General features: G+C 34.7%; 16 protein-coding genes. 7 read left to right on the top strand and 9 right to left on the bottom strand.

Going from position 1 to position 21,463, the window contains the following annotated elements:
- Positions 1 to 25: 25 nt before the first annotated feature.
- Positions 26 to 493 (top strand): DUF6146 family protein, encoded by a 468-nt coding sequence (locus tag AC1EU5_RS06600; RefSeq protein WP_480191579.1) that lies wholly within the window; start codon positions 26 to 28, stop codon positions 491 to 493.
- Here AC1EU5_RS06600 and pckA read toward each other — a convergent pair.
- Together pckA and AC1EU5_RS06590 are read right to left on the bottom strand one after the other, a co-directional pair.
- A complete protein-coding gene (pckA, locus tag AC1EU5_RS06595) occupies positions 490 to 2,106 on the bottom strand; it encodes a phosphoenolpyruvate carboxykinase (ATP) (RefSeq protein WP_480191578.1) in 1,617 nt (538 codons plus the stop codon). The genes AC1EU5_RS06600 and pckA overlap by 4 nt on opposite strands.
- Before the next feature lie 78 nt (positions 2,107 to 2,184).
- The gene (locus AC1EU5_RS06590; protein WP_480191577.1) at positions 2,185 to 2,562 is read right to left on the bottom strand and encodes a DUF423 domain-containing protein; all 378 of its coding nucleotides are present in this window, start codon (positions 2,560 to 2,562) and stop codon (positions 2,185 to 2,187) included.
- A 67-nt stretch (positions 2,563 to 2,629) separates the two neighbouring features.
- Here AC1EU5_RS06590 and AC1EU5_RS06585 point away from each other — a divergent pair, with 67 nt between their 5' ends.
- The 3 genes from AC1EU5_RS06585 (at position 2,630) to AC1EU5_RS06575 (ending at position 5,205) form a co-directional block, all read left to right on the top strand.
- Positions 2,630 to 2,851, top strand: a complete 222-nt coding sequence (locus AC1EU5_RS06585) for a putative signal transducing protein (protein WP_480191576.1) — start codon at positions 2,630 to 2,632, stop codon at positions 2,849 to 2,851.
- 61 nt (positions 2,852 to 2,912) lie between these two features.
- Positions 2,913 to 4,283 (top strand): saccharopine dehydrogenase family protein, encoded by a 1,371-nt coding sequence (locus AC1EU5_RS06580; RefSeq protein ID WP_480191575.1) that lies wholly within the window; start codon positions 2,913 to 2,915, stop codon positions 4,281 to 4,283.
- Positions 4,276 to 5,205, top strand: a complete 930-nt coding sequence (locus tag AC1EU5_RS06575) for an aldo/keto reductase (RefSeq protein ID WP_480191574.1) — start codon at positions 4,276 to 4,278, stop codon at positions 5,203 to 5,205. The genes AC1EU5_RS06580 and AC1EU5_RS06575 overlap by 8 nt, the downstream gene beginning before the upstream one ends.
- A gap of 3 nt (positions 5,206 to 5,208) precedes the next feature.
- Here AC1EU5_RS06575 and AC1EU5_RS06570 read toward each other — a convergent pair whose 3' ends face one another.
- The 3 genes from AC1EU5_RS06570 to AC1EU5_RS06560 all read right to left on the bottom strand — a co-directional run bounded on the left by AC1EU5_RS06570 (position 5,209) and on the right by AC1EU5_RS06560 (position 7,160).
- Entirely contained in the window at positions 5,209 to 5,922 is a 714-nt protein-coding gene (locus tag AC1EU5_RS06570; protein ID WP_480191573.1) for a tRNA1(Val) (adenine(37)-N6)-methyltransferase, read from the bottom strand.
- A gap of 139 nt (positions 5,923 to 6,061) precedes the next feature.
- Positions 6,062 to 6,586 (bottom strand): ribosome maturation factor RimM, encoded by a 525-nt coding sequence (gene rimM, locus AC1EU5_RS06565; RefSeq protein WP_480191572.1) that lies wholly within the window; start codon positions 6,584 to 6,586, stop codon positions 6,062 to 6,064.
- Positions 6,587 to 6,650: 64 nt separating this feature from the next.
- A complete protein-coding gene (locus AC1EU5_RS06560) occupies positions 6,651 to 7,160 on the bottom strand; it encodes a 30S ribosomal protein S16 (protein ID WP_480191571.1) in 510 nt (169 codons plus the stop codon).
- 163 nt (positions 7,161 to 7,323) lie between these two features.
- Here AC1EU5_RS06560 and kdsB point away from each other — a divergent pair, with 163 nt between their 5' ends.
- The 3 genes from kdsB to dnaE all read left to right on the top strand — a co-directional run bounded on the left by kdsB (position 7,324) and on the right by dnaE (position 13,280).
- The gene (gene kdsB / locus AC1EU5_RS06555) at positions 7,324 to 8,076 is read left to right on the top strand and encodes a 3-deoxy-manno-octulosonate cytidylyltransferase (RefSeq protein WP_480191570.1); all 753 of its coding nucleotides are present in this window, start codon (positions 7,324 to 7,326) and stop codon (positions 8,074 to 8,076) included.
- A 12-nt stretch (positions 8,077 to 8,088) separates the two neighbouring features.
- Positions 8,089 to 8,790, top strand: a complete 702-nt coding sequence (gene pepE / locus AC1EU5_RS06550) for a dipeptidase PepE (protein ID WP_480191569.1) — start codon at positions 8,089 to 8,091, stop codon at positions 8,788 to 8,790.
- Positions 8,791 to 8,972: 182 nt separating this feature from the next.
- Positions 8,973 to 13,280: a DNA polymerase III subunit alpha gene (gene dnaE / locus AC1EU5_RS06545; RefSeq protein ID WP_480191568.1), complete on the top strand. Its 4,308-nt coding sequence runs from the start codon at positions 8,973 to 8,975 to the stop codon at positions 13,278 to 13,280.
- A gap of 332 nt (positions 13,281 to 13,612) precedes the next feature.
- Here the strand turns inward: dnaE and AC1EU5_RS06540 are convergent, their stop codons facing one another.
- The 4 genes from AC1EU5_RS06540 to AC1EU5_RS06525 form a co-directional block, all read right to left on the bottom strand.
- Positions 13,613 to 13,804 (bottom strand): cold-shock protein, encoded by a 192-nt coding sequence (locus tag AC1EU5_RS06540; RefSeq protein ID WP_480191567.1) that lies wholly within the window; start codon positions 13,802 to 13,804, stop codon positions 13,613 to 13,615.
- Between the two features lie 135 nt (positions 13,805 to 13,939).
- Positions 13,940 to 14,521: a DUF1287 domain-containing protein gene (locus tag AC1EU5_RS06535; RefSeq protein WP_480191566.1), complete on the bottom strand. Its 582-nt coding sequence runs from the start codon at positions 14,519 to 14,521 to the stop codon at positions 13,940 to 13,942.
- 95 nt (positions 14,522 to 14,616) lie between these two features.
- Positions 14,617 to 14,727 (bottom strand): GIY-YIG nuclease family protein, encoded by a 111-nt coding sequence (locus tag AC1EU5_RS06530; RefSeq protein WP_480191565.1) that lies wholly within the window; start codon positions 14,725 to 14,727, stop codon positions 14,617 to 14,619.
- Positions 14,728 to 14,912: 185 nt separating this feature from the next.
- Positions 14,913 to 21,332 (bottom strand): alpha-2-macroglobulin family protein, encoded by a 6,420-nt coding sequence (locus AC1EU5_RS06525; protein WP_480191564.1) that lies wholly within the window; start codon positions 21,330 to 21,332, stop codon positions 14,913 to 14,915.
- Positions 21,333 to 21,463: the final 131 nt, after the last annotated feature.

The raw sequence follows: 21,463 nt of genomic DNA, 5'->3' as shown, positions 1-21,463 counted from the left end.
TTTGATGTAACAAAAAATTTATAAAATGAAAAACATAGTATACATTTTAACAGTAATAAGTTTTTTAATTTTTAGCTGTGGTACTCAGAATAAAACTGTGGCATCAGGTGAAAATTCACAAGATGAAACTCCAGTAAGAGTAGCTAATGATAGTTTAGAGTATGAGGTTATAATTATCGACCCTGGTTTTTATACATACTTAAATAGTGTGGCGCTTCCAAAATCTTACTATTCACAAAGTTTTCTTGAAAACCGTAACCAGATTTATGTTACTAACTGGAATATGAGAGCGCGGAATCCTTCTCAATTCAATCCGTTGATTTATGAGAACATTATAGACTATCAGCCACATGTAGATTATGGTTTAGATGTAAACTATAAACTTTTCTGGTATTTTCAATTTGCCCAGAGAAAATATCGCATGAGCCTGGGGCCTTTTAGAGTGTATGGACCCGGAGGTACCGTTGTATCACCAGCTTTTGTCAATAATTAAAATGCAAACCGTTGTGGTCCGCCGCGACGAATTTCCTCATTGGTAAACGATTCAAACTTATCAAAGTTCTTTCTAAATGCATTCGACAATTTGAAAGCCATTTTATAATAAGCTTCATCATTGTTCCATGTAGCTCTAGGGCTTAATACTTGCGTTGGAACGCCTGGACATTCTCTTGGTTGCGCTACTCCAAATACAGAATGCAAGTGATATTTTTCATAGGAGTATTCACCAAGATCACCGTTTAACGCAGCATTAATCATAGCGCGTGTGTATTTCAGTTTAATACGCTTACCAATGCCATAGGGTCCACCTGACCAACCGGTATTTACAAGCCAAACATTCACACCAGCTTCTTTCATTTTTTTACCTAGCATTTCAGCGTATACTGCAGGGTGCAATGGCATAAAAGGAGCGCCAAAGCAGGCTGAAAAAGAAGGTAAGGGTTCATTAACTCCAGCCTCTGTACCTGCAACTTTAGCCGTATATCCAGAAATAAAATGATAGGCTGCCTGATTGGGTAATAACTTAGAAATAGGTGGCAGTACTCCAAAAGCATCCGCCGTTAAGAAAAAGATGTTCTTCGGATTACCAGCAAATGAAGGTGTTTGTATATTTTGTATATGGTGAATAGGGTAACTAACTCTCGTATTCTGTGTAATAGATGTATCAGCAAAATCAACCTCATTGGTTCCTTCTTTGAAAATTATGTTTTCTAATAGGGCACCAGATTTAATTGCATTATAAATATCTGGTTCATTTTCCTGTGAAAGATTAATCACTTTTGCATAGCACCCTCCTTCAAAATTAAAAATAGTATTTTCACTTGTCCAGCCATGTTCATCGTCACCAATTAATTTTCTATTAGGGTCTGCAGATAATGTTGTTTTTCCGGTTCCCGACAATCCAAAAAAGATGGCCGTTTCACCATTTTCTCCCACATTGGCAGAGCAATGCATCGGTAAAGTATTTTTAAATACTGGTAAAATAAAGTTCAGGGCTGAAAAAATGCCTTTTTTCATCTCACCAGTATATCCTGTACCGCCTATCAAAGCTATTTTTCGCGTGAAATCTAAAATCGCAAAATTATGCTGGCGTGTTCCATCAATTGAAGCATCTGCCATAAAGGTTGGCGCATTTACAATAGTCCATTCTGGTTCAAAATTCTCAAGTTCTTCTTCAGTAGGCCTTAAGAACATATTATAAGCAAACATATTGGACCATGGTAGCTCATTGATAACACGAATATTTAAACGATAATTCTCATCTGCACAAGCATAAGCATCGCGAACATAAAGCTCTTTGTTTGATAAGTAATTAGTAACCTTATTGTACAATTTTTCAAAAGCATCAGTATCAAAAGGGATATTAATATCACCCCACCAAATTTTATCTTTAGTAATATTATCTTTTACAATGAAACGATCTTGAGGTGATCTACCAGTAAATTCTCCAGTATTAATAGCTAGAGCGCCAGTATTTGCAAATTTTCCTAATTCTCTTTCAACAGTAATTTGCGCCAAAGTTTCAGGAGATAGATTCCAATTTGTTTTGGCATTTTTTATACCGTAGCTTTCTAAAGTTCTATCTACGGTGTTCGCAATTTTTTCCATTTGGTTGTGTTCTGTAAATAGGGACCAAAAATACACATTATTTTATAACTCAAACGTTTGAAATAAAGTTTTTAAGAATTAGGCTTCTTTTAATTTGTATACTGAATACAACAGTAATAACCATCCTGAAATAAGAATTATACCGCCAATTGGAGTTACAAACCAAATAGTTTTGGCGGGTATATTTCCGGTGGTAATGAGATAAATAGATCCAGAAAATAAGAGTATGCCTATTATGAAAAGTTGACTAATTAGTGCCTTAGATTTATTTGAGAATCTTTGAAAACTATTTACAAAAAGAATGGCTAGGACATGGTAAACCTGATAATCGACTGCAGTTTCAAAACTCTTTAAAGACTCTGGAGTTAGTTTATCTTTTAAACCATGTGCACCAAAAGCACCTAAAAGGATGGCGATTACTCCCAAAAAGGAAGCTATAATTAAATATTTTTTCATTCAAAATTTTATAAGTTGATTTTTTGCTTGTATGGATAAATTTTATATTTACAAAAAGTGTTTGTTAATGTATAAAGATAAGAGTTTAAAAACAGTTTTTGTTGCTACGTTCATTCATGAAATCCATTTAGCCAAGGCTAAATTAGCAAGTAAAGGTATTGAGAGTTATATTATAGATGAAAACTTAAATTCAATCATTGGTACTGCCTTAGTTGAAGGTTATAAATTAAACGTAGCGAATACAGATTATGAAAATGCAAGAACCATTTTAAGTTTGTATAAAACCTGATAATTTTTTGCGTTTTACCATTGCTATTTTATACATTCGCTGTGTAAATCTTTAGCATCTAATGAGAAAAATACTAGTCATTGGAGCCGGTCGGTCTTCATCTTCTTTAATTAAATATTTACTTGAGAAATCTAATAGTGAGCAATTAAAAGTTGTAGTAGCCGATGTTGCTTTAGAAACAGCTCAAGATAGAATTGGTTCACATGAAAATGGTGAAGCTATTGCCTTAGATATTTTTAATGAAAAAGCAAGAAAAGCTGCTGTTGAAAATGCAGATATTGTTATTTCAATGCTGCCGGCAAGATTTCATATGGAGGTAGCAAAGGATTGTATTGAATTTGGTAAAAATTTAGTTACGGCATCCTATGTGTCTGAAGAAATGAAATCCTTAGATGCTGAAGTCAAAGCTAAGGGCTTAGTCTTTATGAACGAAATAGGTGTTGATCCTGGCATAGATCATATGAGTGCTATGCAAGTCATAGATAAAATTAGGGATAATGGTGCTAAGATATTACTGTTTGAATCATTTACCGGAGGACTAGTAGCTCCAGAAAGCGATGATAATCTATGGAATTATAAATTCACGTGGAACCCGAGAAATGTGGTTGTAGCTGGACAGGGTGGTGCAGCTAAATTCATTCAGGAAGGCACGTATAAATATATTCCCTATCATAAATTATTCAGACGAACCGAATTTTTAACTATAAATGGTGCAGGAAAATTTGAGGCCTATGCAAATAGAGATTCACTGAAATATAGAAGTGTGTATGGATTGGATACTGTTCCTACAATGTATAGGGGTACTGTCAGAAAAATAGGATTTTCTAGGGCATGGAATGTATTTGTACAACTGGGTATGACCGATGATACCTATACTGTTGAGAACTCAGAAAATATGAGCTATCGCGATTTTACTAATTTATTTTTGGCCTATAGCCCGAGTGATTCGGTAGAGTTGAAGTTGCGCTCATATCTTAAGATTGATCAAGACGATATTATGTGGGAAAAGTTATTAGAACTTGATATTTTTAATGCCGATAAGAAGATTGGTATTAAAGATGCTACTCCTGCACAAATGCTTCAAAAAATATTGATGGATAGCTGGACGCTGAAAGAAGATGATAAAGACATGATTGTGATGCAACACAAATTTGGATATGAGTATAAAGGTGAACAGAAACAAATTGATAGTAGTTTGGTAGTTATTGGTGATGATCAAACTTATACTGCAATGGCAAAAACTGTTGGATTGCCGGTTGCAATCGCGACATTAAAGATTTTGAATAAGGAGATTACTACGCCAGGAGTTCAAATTCCTATTACCAAGGAAGTATATGAGCCCATTTTAAAAGAGTTAGAATCTCATGGTATTCGTTTTGTAGAAAAACAGGTGCCTTATTTAGGATATAACCCAAATAATGTAAATGGCTAAAAAGCAATTAATATATGGTTGTATGGGGCTTGGAGGAAGTTGGAATACTAACCCTATTACCAAAAATGATTTAGCTAAGGCTGAAGTCGCTATAGAAACTGCTGTGGAAGTTGGAATTTCTCTTTTTGATCATGCAGATATCTATACAAAGGGCAAGGCTGAAGTAGTTTTTGGAAAAATCTTAAAGAACAACCCTTCATTACGAGATAAAATAACTATACAATCAAAAGCTGGAATAAGACATCATGAGCTTGGTGACTCAAGTATCTATGATCTAAGTAAGGAGTATCTTTTGCAACAAGTTGATATCATTCTTGAAAGATTGCAAACAGATTATCTAGACACATTTTTATTGCATAGACCAGATCCACTAATGGAACCTGAGGAGATTGCAGATGCGTTTAGGAAACTGAAAAGAGCTGGAAAAGTTAAAGAATTTGGTGTAAGTAATATGTCATTACACCAAATTCAATTTATTCAGAAGTATTGTGACGATCCATTGGTTACAAATCAAATACAACTGAGTCTGGGTCACCCTTTGCTTTTAGAAACAGGTATTTTGGTGGATAGGGTTAATAATGTTGGTTTTAATGGTGTTGAAGGTTTGTTGGAATTTTCACGATTAAACAATATTTCTATTCAAGCATATAGCTCATTAGATGGAGGAAGATTTACCAATGATAGTTCTAAAGAGGATCATGAAACCAGAAAATTGGTAAAAAGTTTAGCTGAAAAATATAACACTTCTAAAGAAGCAATTGCACTGGCATGGCTTTTTAAAATCCCCGGAGCTATAGAACCTGTAATAGGCACTACAAACCCTGATCGAATTAAAGCCTGTGCTGAGTCTCTTACTATTGAATTGACAAGAAAAGATTGGTATAACTTATGGGTTACCGCGCGTGGCGAGAAAATACCCTAATTGTTACATTTTCAAATAAAAATCTTGAACTAAATTAATATACTCTGGCGTGTATTGATGTCTAGCTGTTTCTATAACTAATTCCTCTTTTTTAATGGTTGTTTTATTAAAAGAGAACTCTAGTAGACTACGTTTAACCTCCGAATTTGGTGTTCCTTTTACATGACAAATCCGTACAGGATAAAGCTTCCTTAGCTTCGCAAGCATTGTAAAATTTTCTTCTTCCTTAAACGGAATTATGACAGCGAAAATTCCATCTTTGGATAATAATTTATTGACAGAATCAATTACATCTTCAAACGACAGTGAAGATGTAAATCGCGCTTTATTACGTGCCTTATTATTACTTTTAAATTTATCAGTGTAAAAAGGTGGATTGCTAACAATTAAATCATAGCTATCATCTATTTCTTCTACAAACGCTTGTAAAGAAGCATGATAACAAAATAAGCGATCTCCCCAATCTGAATTTTCAAAATTCTCTACCGCTTGTTCATAAGCATTATCATCAATCTCTACTGCATCAACTGTTGGTACAGTACTTCGTTGTGCCAATTGTAAAGCAATAACACCAGTGCCCGTACCAATGTCTAAAACTGATTCTGGGTTGTTTTTTAAAGAGGTCCAGGCTCCTAACAACACACCATCAGTACCGATTTTCATAGCACATTTATCTTGAAGAACCGTAAACTCTTTGAATTTAAATGGCTTGTTCATTTTTTGTCATTCCTACGAAGACGGGTATCTATTTTTAGTTAGTACTGAAATGCCCCCAACTTGGCAGATTTTTTATTTTTCACCTAACACCTAACACCTAACACCTAACACCTAACACCTAACACCTAACACCTAACACCTAAAGATACATATCTATAAGCCCCTCAGGAGTTTCAACTATAATCGTCTTGTTATCTCTATCTACTTTTTTTATAAAATCATCAATCATGGGTATCAATAATTCTATATCACCTTTTTTGACTTCAAAGAGTGGCTGTGCACTACTGTCATTAATACTAACGATTTCACCAACAGAGCCATACTTGGTGTCTTTCACAGTAAACCCAATGACTTCATGATAGTAGAATTTATTACCTTCTAGTTTAGGTAATAAATCTAATGGTAGGTATACATCATGTTTTAAGAGTGCTTCAGCATCACCTTCAGAATCTACATCTTCAAATTTTACACGAAGTTTATTCCCTTTTTGCAATAAACTTTTTTCGATAAAAAAAGGTAACAAACTTTTACCCATGTCAACAAAAACTGCGTCCATATTTGAATATAACTCGGGCTCATCGGTATCTAATGAGATCACTAATTCACCCTTAAAGCTGTGCTTTCTTGAAATTTTCCCTAAAAAGAAACAATCTTTTTTTTGCATAAGTCGGATATAAAAAAACCTGACTAATTAGTCAGGTTTCAAAATTATAAAAAAGTAAATTTTTTTATTCCTCTTCGTTAGAAGTTTCAGTATCTTTAGCAACTTCTTCTGCGGCATCTTCTACAACAGGTGCAGCAGTAGCCTTACGTGCTTCATTTACTTCTTTTTCGGCTTCTAAAGCTTTTGCTTTAGCGTCAGCTTTAGCTTTAGCTAATCCATCAGCTTTTGAAGTAATTTTACCTGCTTTTTCTTCTAACCAAGCTTGGAATTTTTCTTCAGCCTGTTCTTCAGTCAAAGCACCTTTAGCAACGCCACCTGCTAAATGCTTTTTTAGCATAGCACCTTTGTAAGATAAAATTGCTCTGGCAGTATCTGTAGGTTGTGCTCCATTTTGTAACCACTTAACAGCACCATCAACATTTAAATCAATAGTTGCAGGGTTAGTATTAGGATTATAAGTACCTAACTTCTCTAAGAATTTACCATCTCTTTTTACACGTGCATCAGCAGCAACGATCCAATAAAATGGTTTTCCTTTTTTTCCGTGTCTTTGTAGTCTAATTTTTACTGACATTGTTTTGTTAATTATTTGAGGTACACGACCTCGGTTATTAAAAATCTTACCATCTCGTGATAAGTGGGCGCAAAGATACAATGTTTTTTAAATATAACTAGCTAGCAATCTATTATTTATTTGATTGATTTTTGTAGATATTTGTCTTAATAAAAATGACTTGATGAATGTATTAGGAATCATCCCTGCCCGCTACGGTTCAACACGATTAGAAGGTAAGCCTCTTATTGATTTAAATGGCAAACCTATGATTCAACATGTGTATGAACAGGCAAAGAAAATATTGGACCATGTTGTTGTGGCTACAGATGATAAACGAATTGTACAAGCTGTACAAGAGTTTGGCGGTGAAGCTGTGATGACATCACCAGATCATAATACTGGTACAAATAGATGTTTAGAAGCATACCGTGTTTATAAGAAAAGGGCTGATGTTAGCTTTGATGTAGTTGTTAATATTCAGGGTGATGAACCTTTATTAGACCCTGAGCAAATACGATTATTAGTTTCTTGTTTTTATAATGGCAGGATTCCGATGGCGACGTTGGTGATTCCCGTAAAAGAAGGGGAAGACCTAGAAACGGGTGTATTTGTTGTTATTGATAAACAGAAAAATGCTTTATATTTTAGTCGTTCGGTTATTCCTTTTCTGCGTGATGCAAAAAAAACTGATTGGACCAAAAAGCATACATTTTATAAACATATTGGTATGTATGCTTTTAAACCCAGAGCCTTAAATGCATTTGCCAGTCTGCAACAAACTTCATTAGAAAAAGCAGAGTCTTTGGAGCAAAACCGATGGTTAGAGAATGGAAAAAAAATAAGAGTAGAAATAACACATATTCAAACTCTGGGGGTTGATACTCAGGCGGACGTTGAGAAAGTGAGAGCTCTACTGCAAAAAAATAATTCGTAATTCAAAAATCTATTGAAAAGGTTAATTTTAGCCAGTACATCCACAATCTACGGAAGTGGCTTTTTAGAATACCTATTTCCAGTTTTAGAAGATTTCTTTACTGAAAGTAAGACCATCTTGTTTATTCCGTATGCAAGACCCGGCGGTAAAACTTATGATGAGTATACTTCATTTGCTAGGGCTGCTTTTGAGAAAATTAATAAGAACGTAATTGGTATACATGAACTACAGGATGAAAAAAAAGCCATACAAGAAGCAGAGGCAATTTATATTGGAGGAGGTAATACCTTTGAGCTTGTTAGAAAAATATATGAACAAGATGTTTTTCCAGATTTAAAAGAGGCTGTTGAAAAAGGAGTTCCTTATCTGGGAACAAGTGCTGGAAGTAATATAGCTGGAGTTACTATGATGAACACAAATGACATGCCTATTGTGTATCCTCCAAGTTTTGATACGTTGGAGTTTATTCCATTTAATATTAATGCACATTACTTAGATCCCATTGAAGGCTTGAAACATATGGGGGAAACAAGAGAAACTAGAATTAAAGAATTTCATGTTTTCAATGACACACCGGTGTTGGGATTACGAGAAGGAAGTTGGCTTGAAGTTTTAGATACTACTATTTATCTAAAAGGAGAATTATCTGCACGCTTATTCTTTAAAAATGAAGAACCTTCAGAAATTACAAGCAATAGTTTGATTAAGATTTAGTTAACAAGTTCGTTTTGATCACTTTACTATTCCGTAAATCTCCTTTCTAAAGATTTAGATTGTTGTCATAATTATCATTTCTATTTATTAAATACTGTTAATAAAAAGCTGCTTTCTTATACTGTATTAAAGTACCTCTTTATGTACTTTTAAACTTTATTTTTCTACTTAAAAATTCTTAGATGTATTTAATATTTGATACCGAAACCACAGGTTTACCTAAAAGCTGGAATGCACCAATTACCGATACAGACAATTGGCCAAGATGTGTGCAAATAGCTTGGCAATTGCATGGTAAATATGGTGAATTAATAGAGCATCAAGATTTTTTAATTAAACCAGATGGATTTAATATTCCTTATGATTCAGAACAGATTCACGGAATATCAACCGAACTGGCTGAGCAGCAAGGTGAGACTCTAGAAACGGCATTGCAATTGTTCAATGAAGCTCTAGCAAAGACGGACTATGTAGTTGGACAAAATGTAGAATTTGATTTGAATATAATGGGTTGCGAATTCTATAGAATGGGAATCACAACTAAATTAAATGACCTACCAGTTTTAGATACATGTACAGAAACCACTGCTGAATTATGTAAAATTCCAGGAGGTCGTGGGGGTAAATTCAAATTACCAACACTAACAGAATTACATGAACATTTGTTCAAAGTTCCTTTTGCCGAAGCGCATAATGCTACAGCAGATGTTGAGGCTACAACACGATGTTTCTTTGAATTGATACGTCAAGAAATTTATACAAAAGATGAGCTGGATGTTACGGAAGATTATTTTAAGTCTTTTCAAGAAGAGCACCCAGAACCAATTCAATCAGTAGGATTAAAACATCGTAATCTCAAGAAAGAAAGTGCAAAGTTCCAAAAGAAAGAAGAGGTAGTTTCTGATGCAATTTCAACAGGTGCAGCTTTAGACCTAGCCGATGCTGCGTTTGCACATTTACATAATCATTCTCAATTTTCCATTTTACAGTCAACCGCTAGTATATCTAAGTTAGTTAATGCGGCTATCAAACATCAAATGCCTGCAGTAGCTTTGACGGATACCGGTAATATGATGGGAGCTTTCAATTTTGTAAAGGAGATTTTAAAGCATAATAAAGATACTGAGCATCCTCTAAAACCGATTGTTGGTTGTGAATTTAATGTTTGTGAAGACCATACGAATAAGTCCGTTAAAGATAATGGTTATCAGATAGTTTTACTGGCTAAGAACAAAAAGGGTTATCACAATCTAGCAAAAATGGCATCTATCGCTTATATAGATGGTTTTTACTATGTACCTCGAATCGATAAAAAGGTTATTGAGCAATACAAGGAAGATGTTATCGCTTTAAGCGGAAATATGTATGGTGAGATTCCCAGTAAAATATTAAATGTAGGCGAAAAGCAAGCGGAAGATGCTCTTCTTTGGTGGAAAGAAACCTTTGGAGATGATTTTTACTTGGAATTGAATGATCATGGGCAAGCTAATGAGGCAAATGTCAATAGAACAATGCTTGAGTTTTCAAAAAAGCATGATGTAAAAGTGGTTGCTGCTAACAATACCTATTACGTTGATAAAGAAAGTGCCCAGGCGCATGACATCTTACTGTGTGTTAAGGATGGAGAAAAGTTGGCCACACCAAAAGGTAGAGGTAGAGGTTTCCGTTACGGCTTGCCTAATGAAGAATACTACTTTAAGAGTGCTGATGAAATGAAGGAGTTGTTCAAGAACATTCCTGAAGCCATTATCAATATTCAAGAGATCATAGATAAGGTAGAACCCTATGAGTTGGCGCGTGATGTATTACTACCTGAGTTTGAAATTCCAAATGAGTTTATTCATAAGGAAGATGCCAATGATGGCGGTAAACGTGGGGAGAATGCATTCTTAAGATATTTAACATATGAAGGTGCTAAGAAGCGTTGGGGAGAGCTAGACGATGAGATCATAGAACGTCTTGATTTTGAATTAGGCGTTATTGAGCATACGGGGTACCCGGGTTATTTTTTGATTGTACAAGACTTTATAGCTGAGGCTCGTAAAATGGATGTTTCTGTTGGACCTGGTCGTGGATCTGCAGCAGGTTCTGCGGTAGCTTATTGTTTAGGGATTACCAATATAGACCCTATTAAGTATGACTTACTTTTTGAGCGTTTTCTCAATCCAGATCGCGTATCGCTACCAGATATTGATATTGATTTTGACGATGAAGGAAGAGGTAGGGTCATGGACTATGTAATTAATAAATATGGAGCTAATCAGGTAGCACAAATCGTAACCTATGGTACCATGGCAGCTAAGTCTTCTATTCGCGATACAGCTAGAGTATTAGATTTACCCTTGCCCGATGCAGATAGAATCGCCAAGTTAATTCCCAATACTAAGCTGAAGACTATTTTTGGTGAAGACGAAAAAAGTGTCAAGAAGATTGAAGAGCTTCGTAAAGATGAGATTTTAAGAGTCAATGAATTAAGAAATTTGGCTGATGGAGAGGGTATTGAAGCCCAGACTATTCAACAAGCGGTTGAGCTGGAAGGATCACTGCGTAATACAGGCATTCATGCATGTGGTGTGATCATCACTCCTGAAGATATTACAAATTTGATTCCGGTAGCAACGGCCAAAGATTCCGACCTGTATGTTACTCAGTTTGATAACTATGTAGTTGAGGATGCCGGTCTCCTAAAAATGGACTTTCTGGGATTAAAAACTTTGACTTTAATAAAAGATACCTGTAAGATAGTAAAAGCATTACATGATGTTGAGCTTGATCCCGATTCGTTTCCATTAGATGATATTAAGACGTATGAATTATTCCAACGAGGTGAAACAGTTGGTATATTCCAGTATGAATCTCCAGGTATGCAGAAGCATATGAAGCATCTCAAACCAACTGAGTTTGCTGATCTCATTGCTATGAATGCTTTGTATCGTCCGGGTCCCATGGAGTATATTCCACTTTTTATTCAGCGTAAACATGGTATAGAAGCTATTGAGTATGACCTTCCGGAAATGGAAGAATACCTCAAAGAAACCTATGGTGTTACGGTCTATCAAGAGCAAGTAATGTTACTGTCTCAAAAGCTTGCCGGTTTTACCAAAGGTGAAGCAGATGTACTTCGTAAAGCCATGGGTAAAAAAATCTTTGCTTTACTGCAACAGCTAAAACCAAAGTTTATTGAAGGAGGAAAAAGTAATGGACACCCTGAAGAAATATTAGAAAAAATTTGGAAAGACTGGGAAGCATTTGCTGCATATGCATTTAACAAATCACACTCCACCTGTTACGCATATATTGCTTATCAAACGGCTTACTTAAAAGCACATTATCCTGCTGAATATATGGCTGCAGTACTGTCTAATAATATGAATGATATCAAGCAGGTATCTTTCTTTATGGATGAATGTAAGCGTGCTGGTATTGAAGTATTGAGTCCAGATATTAATGAGTCATTCTACAAATTTGCAGTAAATAAACAAGGTGCGATACGTTTTGGAATGGGTGCTATAAAAGGAGTAGGAGCAAGTGCTGTTCAGGCTATTGTTAAAGAGCGTAAAGAAAATGGAAATTATAAATCCATTTTTGATGTTGCTAAGCGTATAGATTTAAGATCAGCCAATAAAAAGGCTTTTGACGGATTAATACTTGCAGGAGCTTTCGATTCTTTTGATTCTAATAGAGCACAGTATTTTGAAATTGATGAACGCGGACAAACATTTATAGAACGTGCCATCCGTTTTGGTAATAAATACCAGGAGAACAAGAATTCAGCACAGATTTCTATGTTTGGTGAAGCTTCTGAAGTGCAATTTGAAGAACCTTCACTTCCAGATTGTGAACCTTGGGGTATCATGGAAAAACTGGCCAAGGAAAAAGAGGTGATTGGTATGTATATTTCTGGTCATCCGTTAGATGATTATAAAACAGAAATAAAATACTTCTGTAATGCGCCCATCAGTGCTTTTACCAATGAAGAAGACTTACTAGGTAAAGACCTATCTATTGGAGGTATCATAACCGATGTACAGCATCGCATTTCTAAAAATGGAAAAGGTTGGTCGGCATTTACTATTGAAGATTATACCGAAGCTCATGAATTTAGAATGTTTGGCGAAGACTATTTAAAGTTCAAACACTTTTTAATTCCTAATTCATTTTTACATATCAAAATGTCTGTAAGACCCGGATGGCGTGAAGGTGATATTCGTATTCAATTCAATCAAGTGCAGATGTTACAAGATATTTTAGAGACGATGGCGAAAAAACTGACGCTACAGTTAAATATTGATGAATTGAATGATGAAAAGATAGGTAGAATAGAAAGAATTGTAGAAGACCATAAAGGCAAGGATGTGTTGAATTTTGTGGTTTATGACGTTGAAGAAAAAATGAAATTAACCATGCCTAGTCGTACTTCTAAAGTAAAGATATCTCAAGAATTGCTGAGCACATTAGAAACACAACAGGTATTATATAAGCTGAATTAGGTAGATTATATCATCTTGAACTTGATTCAGGATCACATTAAAGTGTAAATGGATTCCCGCATCAATCCCGATAGCTATCGGGATGGAATGACAAAGGGATTTTAAGTGTCATTCTGAACGAATGTGAAGAATCTTTAGAAAAATTTCTCGTGGTTCGTTCCTCACTTTGTCAAAAATAAAAAATGAATTTTACTTGTCGTTCTGACCCGAGTTTTTTGGGGAAGAATCTTATTTATAAGAGATTTTTCGACTGCGCTCAAAATGACAGAGATATAAAAACAAAAAAGCTCCTCAATAGAGAAGCTTTCTTAAAAATTGAACTCAATATAGTGTTAAATAACTTTTACATTTACTGCGTTTAATCCTTTGCGTCCTTCAGTTAATTCGAATTCTACATCATCACCTTCACGAATATCATCGATTAAACCAGACACGTGAACAAAATGTTCTTTGTTTGAACCTTCTTCTGTTATAAATCCGAATCCTTTTGACTCGTTGAAGAATTTTACTGTTCCTTTACTCATTTTTAAAAATTTAATTATTAATTACTTAGTAGTAGTCAAGAATGGTGCCAAGAAATTATTGCGTCATTCCTGCGCAGGCAGGAATCTAGATTTTGAGCATTTCCAGATTCCGCAACAAGCGCGGAATGGCAAGTATTATGGATGATATCGATAATGCCCTATAATTTTAAAGTCAAATAAACAATCTTCTACTACTTGCCCGGCACCAATATTATGCACTATTAAATGGCGTTTACCATCTCTAGATTTTTTATTCACAACAATACCAATATGAGTAAGTCCGTTTGCTAATCGCCAAGCGACAATGTCACTTGGTTTATAGTCAGTGGCATTTTGGGTAATGGTTTTTGAAGCTCCTTTTCGTTTAAAATAGGTCATTAAATTGGGTACACGACGATGGTCTATATTTTTATCAGTTGATTTTAATCCCCAGATTTTTGGATACTCGCTAAAGTTCGTTTTCATATCTTCATGTACTTCCTTTTGTAAATCAACACCTAGTTTTCTATAGGCGCGTATTATAACATCTGTGCATACGCCTTTGTCGCTTGGCACATCTCCATTTGGGTAACCAATGGAAAAATAACTACCATCGTACACTACTTTATCCTTGGTAAGCTCTAAAGCTGCATCCGGTAAACTTAGCGTTTGAGTAGTTATTTGGCTAAAGCCTTTAACACTGGCGATCAAGAATAAGATTAAATATATTTTCTTCATAGTTCTCTTTTTCGTCATTGCGAACATAGTGAAGCAATCTCACTATGGATAAACAGATTACTTCGTCGTTTTCACTCCTCGTAATGACGTTGTTTTTATATGTTTTGTTTTATGTGATATACTCGTTTTACTAAATCACTTGTAACTCCTATATAAATGACAGTATTATTTTTATTAGTCACAAAGTATACAAATGATTTATTCATTTTCTAATTATAATGTTTACCGTCATTGCGATCCACCAAAGGTGGAGAAGCAATCTGTTTATTTTTAGTACCAATTGAACAAATTACTTCGTCATGGCAAAATATATAATTTCACCTAACACCTAACACCTAACACCTAACACCTAACACCTAACACCTAACACCTAACACCTAACACCTAACAATCAATCAATCTTAACTCTTAATCCCTCACTATGACTGCTAAATTCTGGGGCATACATACTTTGTATGGTAGTAATACCATTGGAGAAATCACCTTTGTTATTGACGCGTAAGTCATACTCAAAAACATACACACCTTTAGGTAAATAGTCAAAGAAGAAATTGGTAGCTGCGTCCTTTGTACTTTCATAATAACCTAAACCATCTTGCCATTTGTATTGCGACAATACATTTACAGGTTCAAACCCGGCAGCGCGCATATCTTTCATATGTACAAATTCCATGGCTCTATCTACGCGCAATTCTATACGAACACGAACCAGATCCCCTAAGTTCAAATCAGTACTTGAATCTATTTTCGTTAGTTCTTCACCTTTATCGGTGTTCTTTTTTAAGAAAAGTTTCTTTTTTAACTTTAAAGGAGTTTCAGCTGAAGTAATCTTATCTAAATCCTCAAAATATTGCCAATACAATGCTCCCCAGGCAATACCATCTGATTTTTTGGCTAGTTTTACTTCTGCCATTTCAGGTTCAATTTCATTGCCTTTCCATGAAGTTTTAAAATAACCGGTACCAGCTTCTACTTTTGTATCCTCTAAAGCCAACGGATCAATCTTTTGAGCACCAATTTTCACATCCACAAAATCGGTCACTTCTAACCAGCTGGTTCCCTGCAGCAACAAAGCATACACTGCTTCTGTGGTTGCCTTAGTGGTTTGCCATCTATTTGTTTGTTTATTTTTTAGCAACCAAACCTTTAATTCATCAATGGTTTTGGTATCATCAGATATTTCGCTAAACGCTTCAATTAATAAAGCTTGCGTTTCAATTGGTGCTTGGTACCAATACCAACTAGCAGTATTTTCTTTCCAATACATACCTAATTCTTCACTGGTTACCGCATTTTCTTTTAACGAAGTCAATATTTTTTCAGCAACAGCATTATCATTTCGCTTTGCAATTAGTGCTATCATACCTTTGGTATATAGGTTTCTGTCTAACCAGAAGTTGTAAGTTTGTTTGGTATAATAATCTACCGCTTTTTGCACCTTGTCATTTATGGCAATGTCTTTATAAAAACTACGCATATACAGATATTGAATCTGATAATTGCCTGTGTGATTTTGCTTCCAGAATTCAGCTTCTTTTTTGGTGCCTACTTTTTTGTTTTTTGCACTTTCGCGAATGCGTCTGGCTTGCTCTTCAAGCTTACGATAGTCTTCCAAGATTTCGTCATCCAAGAATTTTACAGCTTTTGTAAGCATAGACCCTTCGACTCCGCTCAGGGTGACATTCAATTTTTTAAGATGACCAAAGCCTGAAGCGATGTGTTGTGTGATATATCTATTAGGATAACGAGCACCCTTAAACCATGGGAAGCCACCATTGCTCATTTGCATTTGCTTCAACTTTCGCAATGCAGAAGACAATTCATTATTCATTTTATTTAGGTCAAATAACAAAGCAATTCGTTTTTTCTGCTCAGTTTCAGATTGTGCATCACGCACCCAAGGTGTTTCTTGAATGATCAATGATTTTAATTCTTGATTTTTCTCCAAGTTAGAAAGCAACGCATCACTCGATTTCCACTGGTTAAAGACTTCTTGAATTCTAGGATTTGAATTCGCAATATGATTACCCAATACATTGGCATAATATCTTGAGAACGTTTGTTCTGCACATTCATAAGGATACTCCATTAAATAAGGCAGTGCTTGCACTGCATACCATGCCGGATTGGAAGTAACCTCCAACGTTAGATTATGATTTTTTAATGTTGCAGAGGTATTATTTTTTAACTTCTCTAAAGTGAATGTTTTGATTTGACCCGAACGTAACCACATAGGTAAGGTTTCAGTCACTAACATTTTATTAGAAAGCACAGGTAAGGCATTTTCTTCACCATCTGTAAAATCTCCTGCTTTGGCAACGATCTTATATTTTATTGCTTGGACATCATCTGGTATTTGCAAGTTCCAGCTTACGCTGGTATTTCCTTTGGCATTAACAGTAAATGATCTCTGATTCTCACTATTGCCTAATTTACTATCAATAGGTTTATTAGTTAACGCATCATACAATTGCAATTCACTAATACCTTCTAATTTTTTATCAGATAGGTTTGCAATTTTGGATACGAAAACAATTTGATCACCCTCTCTAAAGAATCTTGGTGGATTTGGTAACACCATCAAATCTTTTTGTGTAACTGTTGTGAATTGCTGTGTAGCCGTTTGTAAATCTTTAGTATGCGCTAATAATTGTAACTTCCATCGTGTTAAACTCTCAGGAATGGTAAAATTAAAACTCACATTTCCCTTGGTATCTGTCATTAAATGGGGATAGAAAAAGGCAGTTTCTTGCAGGTTTTTACGAGCTACAATGCGTTTTAAGTCTACCTTTTCAATTTCTTTTCTAGGCCCATTTTGAGATATGGAAAACGGCGCACCTGCCGCTTCCTCCTCAACCATCTCAGCCATATCCGCCTCAGCTTGCACTCCTGCCACTTTTCCTTCTAAGCTTTGCATAGGAGCAGCACTTCTTTCTAGTTTTCTTCGTTTGGCATTTCCATAAGCGGTTACAACTACTTCTTGTAAAGATTCATGATCTGTTTCTAGCCTAACGTTTATACTTTTTTTGCGATCAACTTTTATTTCCTGAGTATTCATTCCAACAAAACTGAAAATAAGCACATCATTATTTTTTACTTTAATGTTGTAGTTGCCATCAAAATCAGTAACAGTACCGTAGGTTGTACCTTTAATAATGATATTAACACCTGGTAAAGGCCCACTTTCATCTGTAACATTTCCGGTAATTATCTTATCCCATTTATCGCGATCTTGTTTTAAATTTTGAATATAGTTTCTATTAGCCCAATGGTTATTACCAAATGAAAATCCAAACCAATTTAATTGGTCATAAACTTGTTGACTAAAGCCGTAATACGCATTATTTAGATTAAACACGTTAAAATTAGTAGTGCCAAAACTATAGTTAGCATTGCTTGCATTGTAAGGATAATAGTATCTATAATTTACGGCATTGATACCCCATTGATGTGTTCTAAACTGATCTAATGACGCATCATACATAGATGCTAAGATCTCAGCAGCTACTTTATCATTTTTACTACCTTTAATCTTAAAACTCCATGTTTCTTCTTGACCCGGTTGCAGCTTATCTCTAAATGTTGCGGTTTCGATTTCCAGCTCATGTTTAGGATAGGGAACAGATATAGGCAACATTCCGTTTTCAAATGAATTGTAACTCACCAGTTGATATTGAATTGCAAATCCACCCCGGTCTTTTTCCTTAACTGGAATTGTAATAGTTTTTACTTCATTAGATAAATGGATAACCTCTGTATCTACTGTTGTGTAATTTTTATCTACTTGTAAAGTAATATACACGTCTTTTGAAGCTGACCCCAGTGTAACTCGAACATAATCACCAGGTTTGTATTCATTTTTATTGGTTTTTATGAAAAATAGTTGGTTGTCAGCTACTTTTTTGTCATTCGTTCCATAAACATCAAACAGGACTTCATCACGCACTTCCTGATTGAATTTGTCTTTACAAACAAATTCAGCAATATATTTACCAGAAAGCCATTTTGAAATATACTTTAAATCAACTTCTTTTGATTTTTCAGTATCTATTTTCGTTTCAAAGACTAATTCTCCTTTTTCCCATTTCTGTATATTATCTTCATCAGTATAAGCATCATGAGGGAATAACTTTTTAAACTCCTCCTTAGGAATAGTTTGGTAATCAGGTGCAATCCAAGGTCTTTTTCGCAGCACGTTCTCTGGGGCTTTGAGCTTGTAAATTTTTAAGGCTCCCTTGGCAGGTACAAACTCACCATTTAAATTATTGGTAGAAAGGAATAATTTATGATTCTTAGCTTTATCCAATTTATCAGGAATAGTCATTGAAATATCTAAGGCATGATAACCCACGTTTACCGTGGTTTCAGCACTACGTGTTTCGCCATTTACATCTGTTATATCAGCAGTAACTCTATAATTAAAAGTAGGTTGGGTTGAAGAGTTTACCTTTAAATCAGGAATAGCTTTAAACATAATACTGAAATTACCTAATGCGTCAGTGACGCTCTCTCCATGCATAATTTCCTGACTTTCCGAAGAAATTTGAGGCCTGTAATACCAATACCATTTTGGGTATTGCGCCGTTCTATATACTCTGTAAACTACTTTAGCGTCTGTAATATTACTTCCAGCAAAAGCTTTTGCAAATCCATTGACTGTAATACTATCATTGATGCGGTAGGTCTCAGTTACAGGTTTAAATTCAGTTTCAAACTTAGGGCGTTTATATTCCTCAACAGAAAAATAAGTACTGCCGTTCATGAACCGGTTAAATAAACCACTAGCTCCTTGAGCTTCCATATAAAAGTTTCCTGTTAAACCCGTATTTGGTAATATAAACTCACCACTAAACGAACCAAATTCATTGGTTGCTAACTCCAATGTCTTTATTTCTTGGTAGTTGACATCCTTAAGTGTAATAGTCACTTTTTTATCTGCAATAATTTCAGATTTATTAGCCTTCATAGCAACGGCAATTCCTTTAAAGTGAACCGTCTGACCGGGTCTGTAAATACTTCTGTCTGTAAATAGAAATATGTTGCCGTAGGTCTTATTATCGTATTTTGGTTTATATCCTTTACTTAAATAATAGTCACCAAAAATGGCTTTATCCTTATCTTTAGTGACTGTTACCACTACATTGCTATATCGCTGATCTACTTTAAAGGAAACAAACCCATTACTGTTAGTGATTAATGTATTTTCATAAGATTTGTTATACCTGCCTACATTGTAATTTTTAATATGAACAGTAGTATTTTGAATAGGTTTCCCAGTAGTGCGGTCCACAACCTGATAGGAATAATTACCATACTTTGAATTGTCTATCAATGCAATGTTTGTTACTTGTACAAAACTATAACCGAAGGTTTTATCTTTGTTTAAAGTGTCATTGGTAGAGCCAACGATGATATATTGACCTTGATTTAATGCTGGAACAACGACTTCCGTTTTGTGTGTTTGATAATCCTTTTCGTTTTTAAGTTTAGCACTCCAAGTTTTCGCTATCTTCAATTCATTGATAAAGGCTACTCTTGCAGAGTCATTATAAATTTCATGAAATACTTTTTTCTGTTTTTCATTAATTTGATACGCTTTAAAATACAACTCATCCATATTTTTATAGCTAACCAATAATCGCGAGGGAACATCAATAGTTGCAAATTTCTCATTTGTAAGACTGAGACTTTTATTACGAATTTGCTGTTGCAGGCTTTTACATTTTCTTGTACCTGATGATTTTGGGAATTTGGTAATAGCAGTTTCTAAAAACTCTAATGCTTCCTTATTTTTCCAACGATTTTCTTCCTTTTCTAAAGGGATATAGGAATTTGCTTTTTCATGTAAAGCAAGTCCAATTCGATAGGCTACTTCTGTTGAAATTTCATGATCTTTATGATGTTCAAAGAGTTTTTTTAGAGTGTTTAAATAGATATCTTCTTTATCATTAAAAATGGCATTGGTTTTTACAAATTCCAAACGCTGTAGGATAAGGTAAACCAATGCATCAGGATATTCATCTTTTAAATGAAACAATGTCAAGTTCTTATAGATTTTCAATGCATTTAACTGCTGTGATAGGCTGTCTTTTGAGGTTAACTCTTGTTTTATGAAGACGGTATTATCCGCCAGTAAACCCTTATTCTCTATTTCGAATTTGTATTCAGGTTGCTGTAAATTTTGCTCTCCTGTTTTATAAAAGTCTATGGCTCTATGTGCCAAAAAATCATAAAGTGTTGGCCTTAGTTTTATAGATCCTTGTTGGGCATTAAGAAGTTCACCATATGTTCCTAGGTAAGTTTTTTGCAGCACCAAGGTATTATCTAATGACTTTTGATAATGGGTATGTGCTTCTTCAAAGATGGTTTGTAGATCCCAAGTTCTAAAATCGGTAGAATCTACTTTTTCGGCAGTATTAGTTCTATTATAGAATTTCCATCTGTTTTGTTGAAAATATTGCCAATAGAGATCGGCCAATATACTTTCTAAAATATTTTTTGTGGGAAATGAATTTTCATTGATTTCATCCTTTAGTTTATTGATCACTTTTAACTGTGCATTTTCTTCAAGAGCTAATGCAAATTTTGACTTGTAAATCAATGACTTTATGATTTGGGGATGGTTCTTTTTTTTCTTAGCTTTTTTAAAGATCTTCTCCACTTCTTCTAAGGCAGATTTTGGTAATCCTTTGATCTCAAATTGCTCCACCACTTTCCATTCCTTTTGATAATTATCAAATTTGTCGGTTTGAGCATTCGTATACAATGAGAACAGGATGGTCATGAGTGTTATAGTGATTGATTTTTGCATAACTTTCTATTTATTAAACTCAAATTACTTTTAAAAAAAGGAACATTCCAATTAAAAGTTAGGGAATGATCTAAATTTAGAAGTAAAAGCCTTTTTTCGTTGAGTTTGATCTAAAGATACCGATTTTTTGT

The organism is Maritimimonas sp. 2405UD52-3, assembly GCF_056591715.1.
Note: the sequence above shows the minus strand (reverse complement) of the source record. Positions and strands in the feature narration are given on the sequence as shown.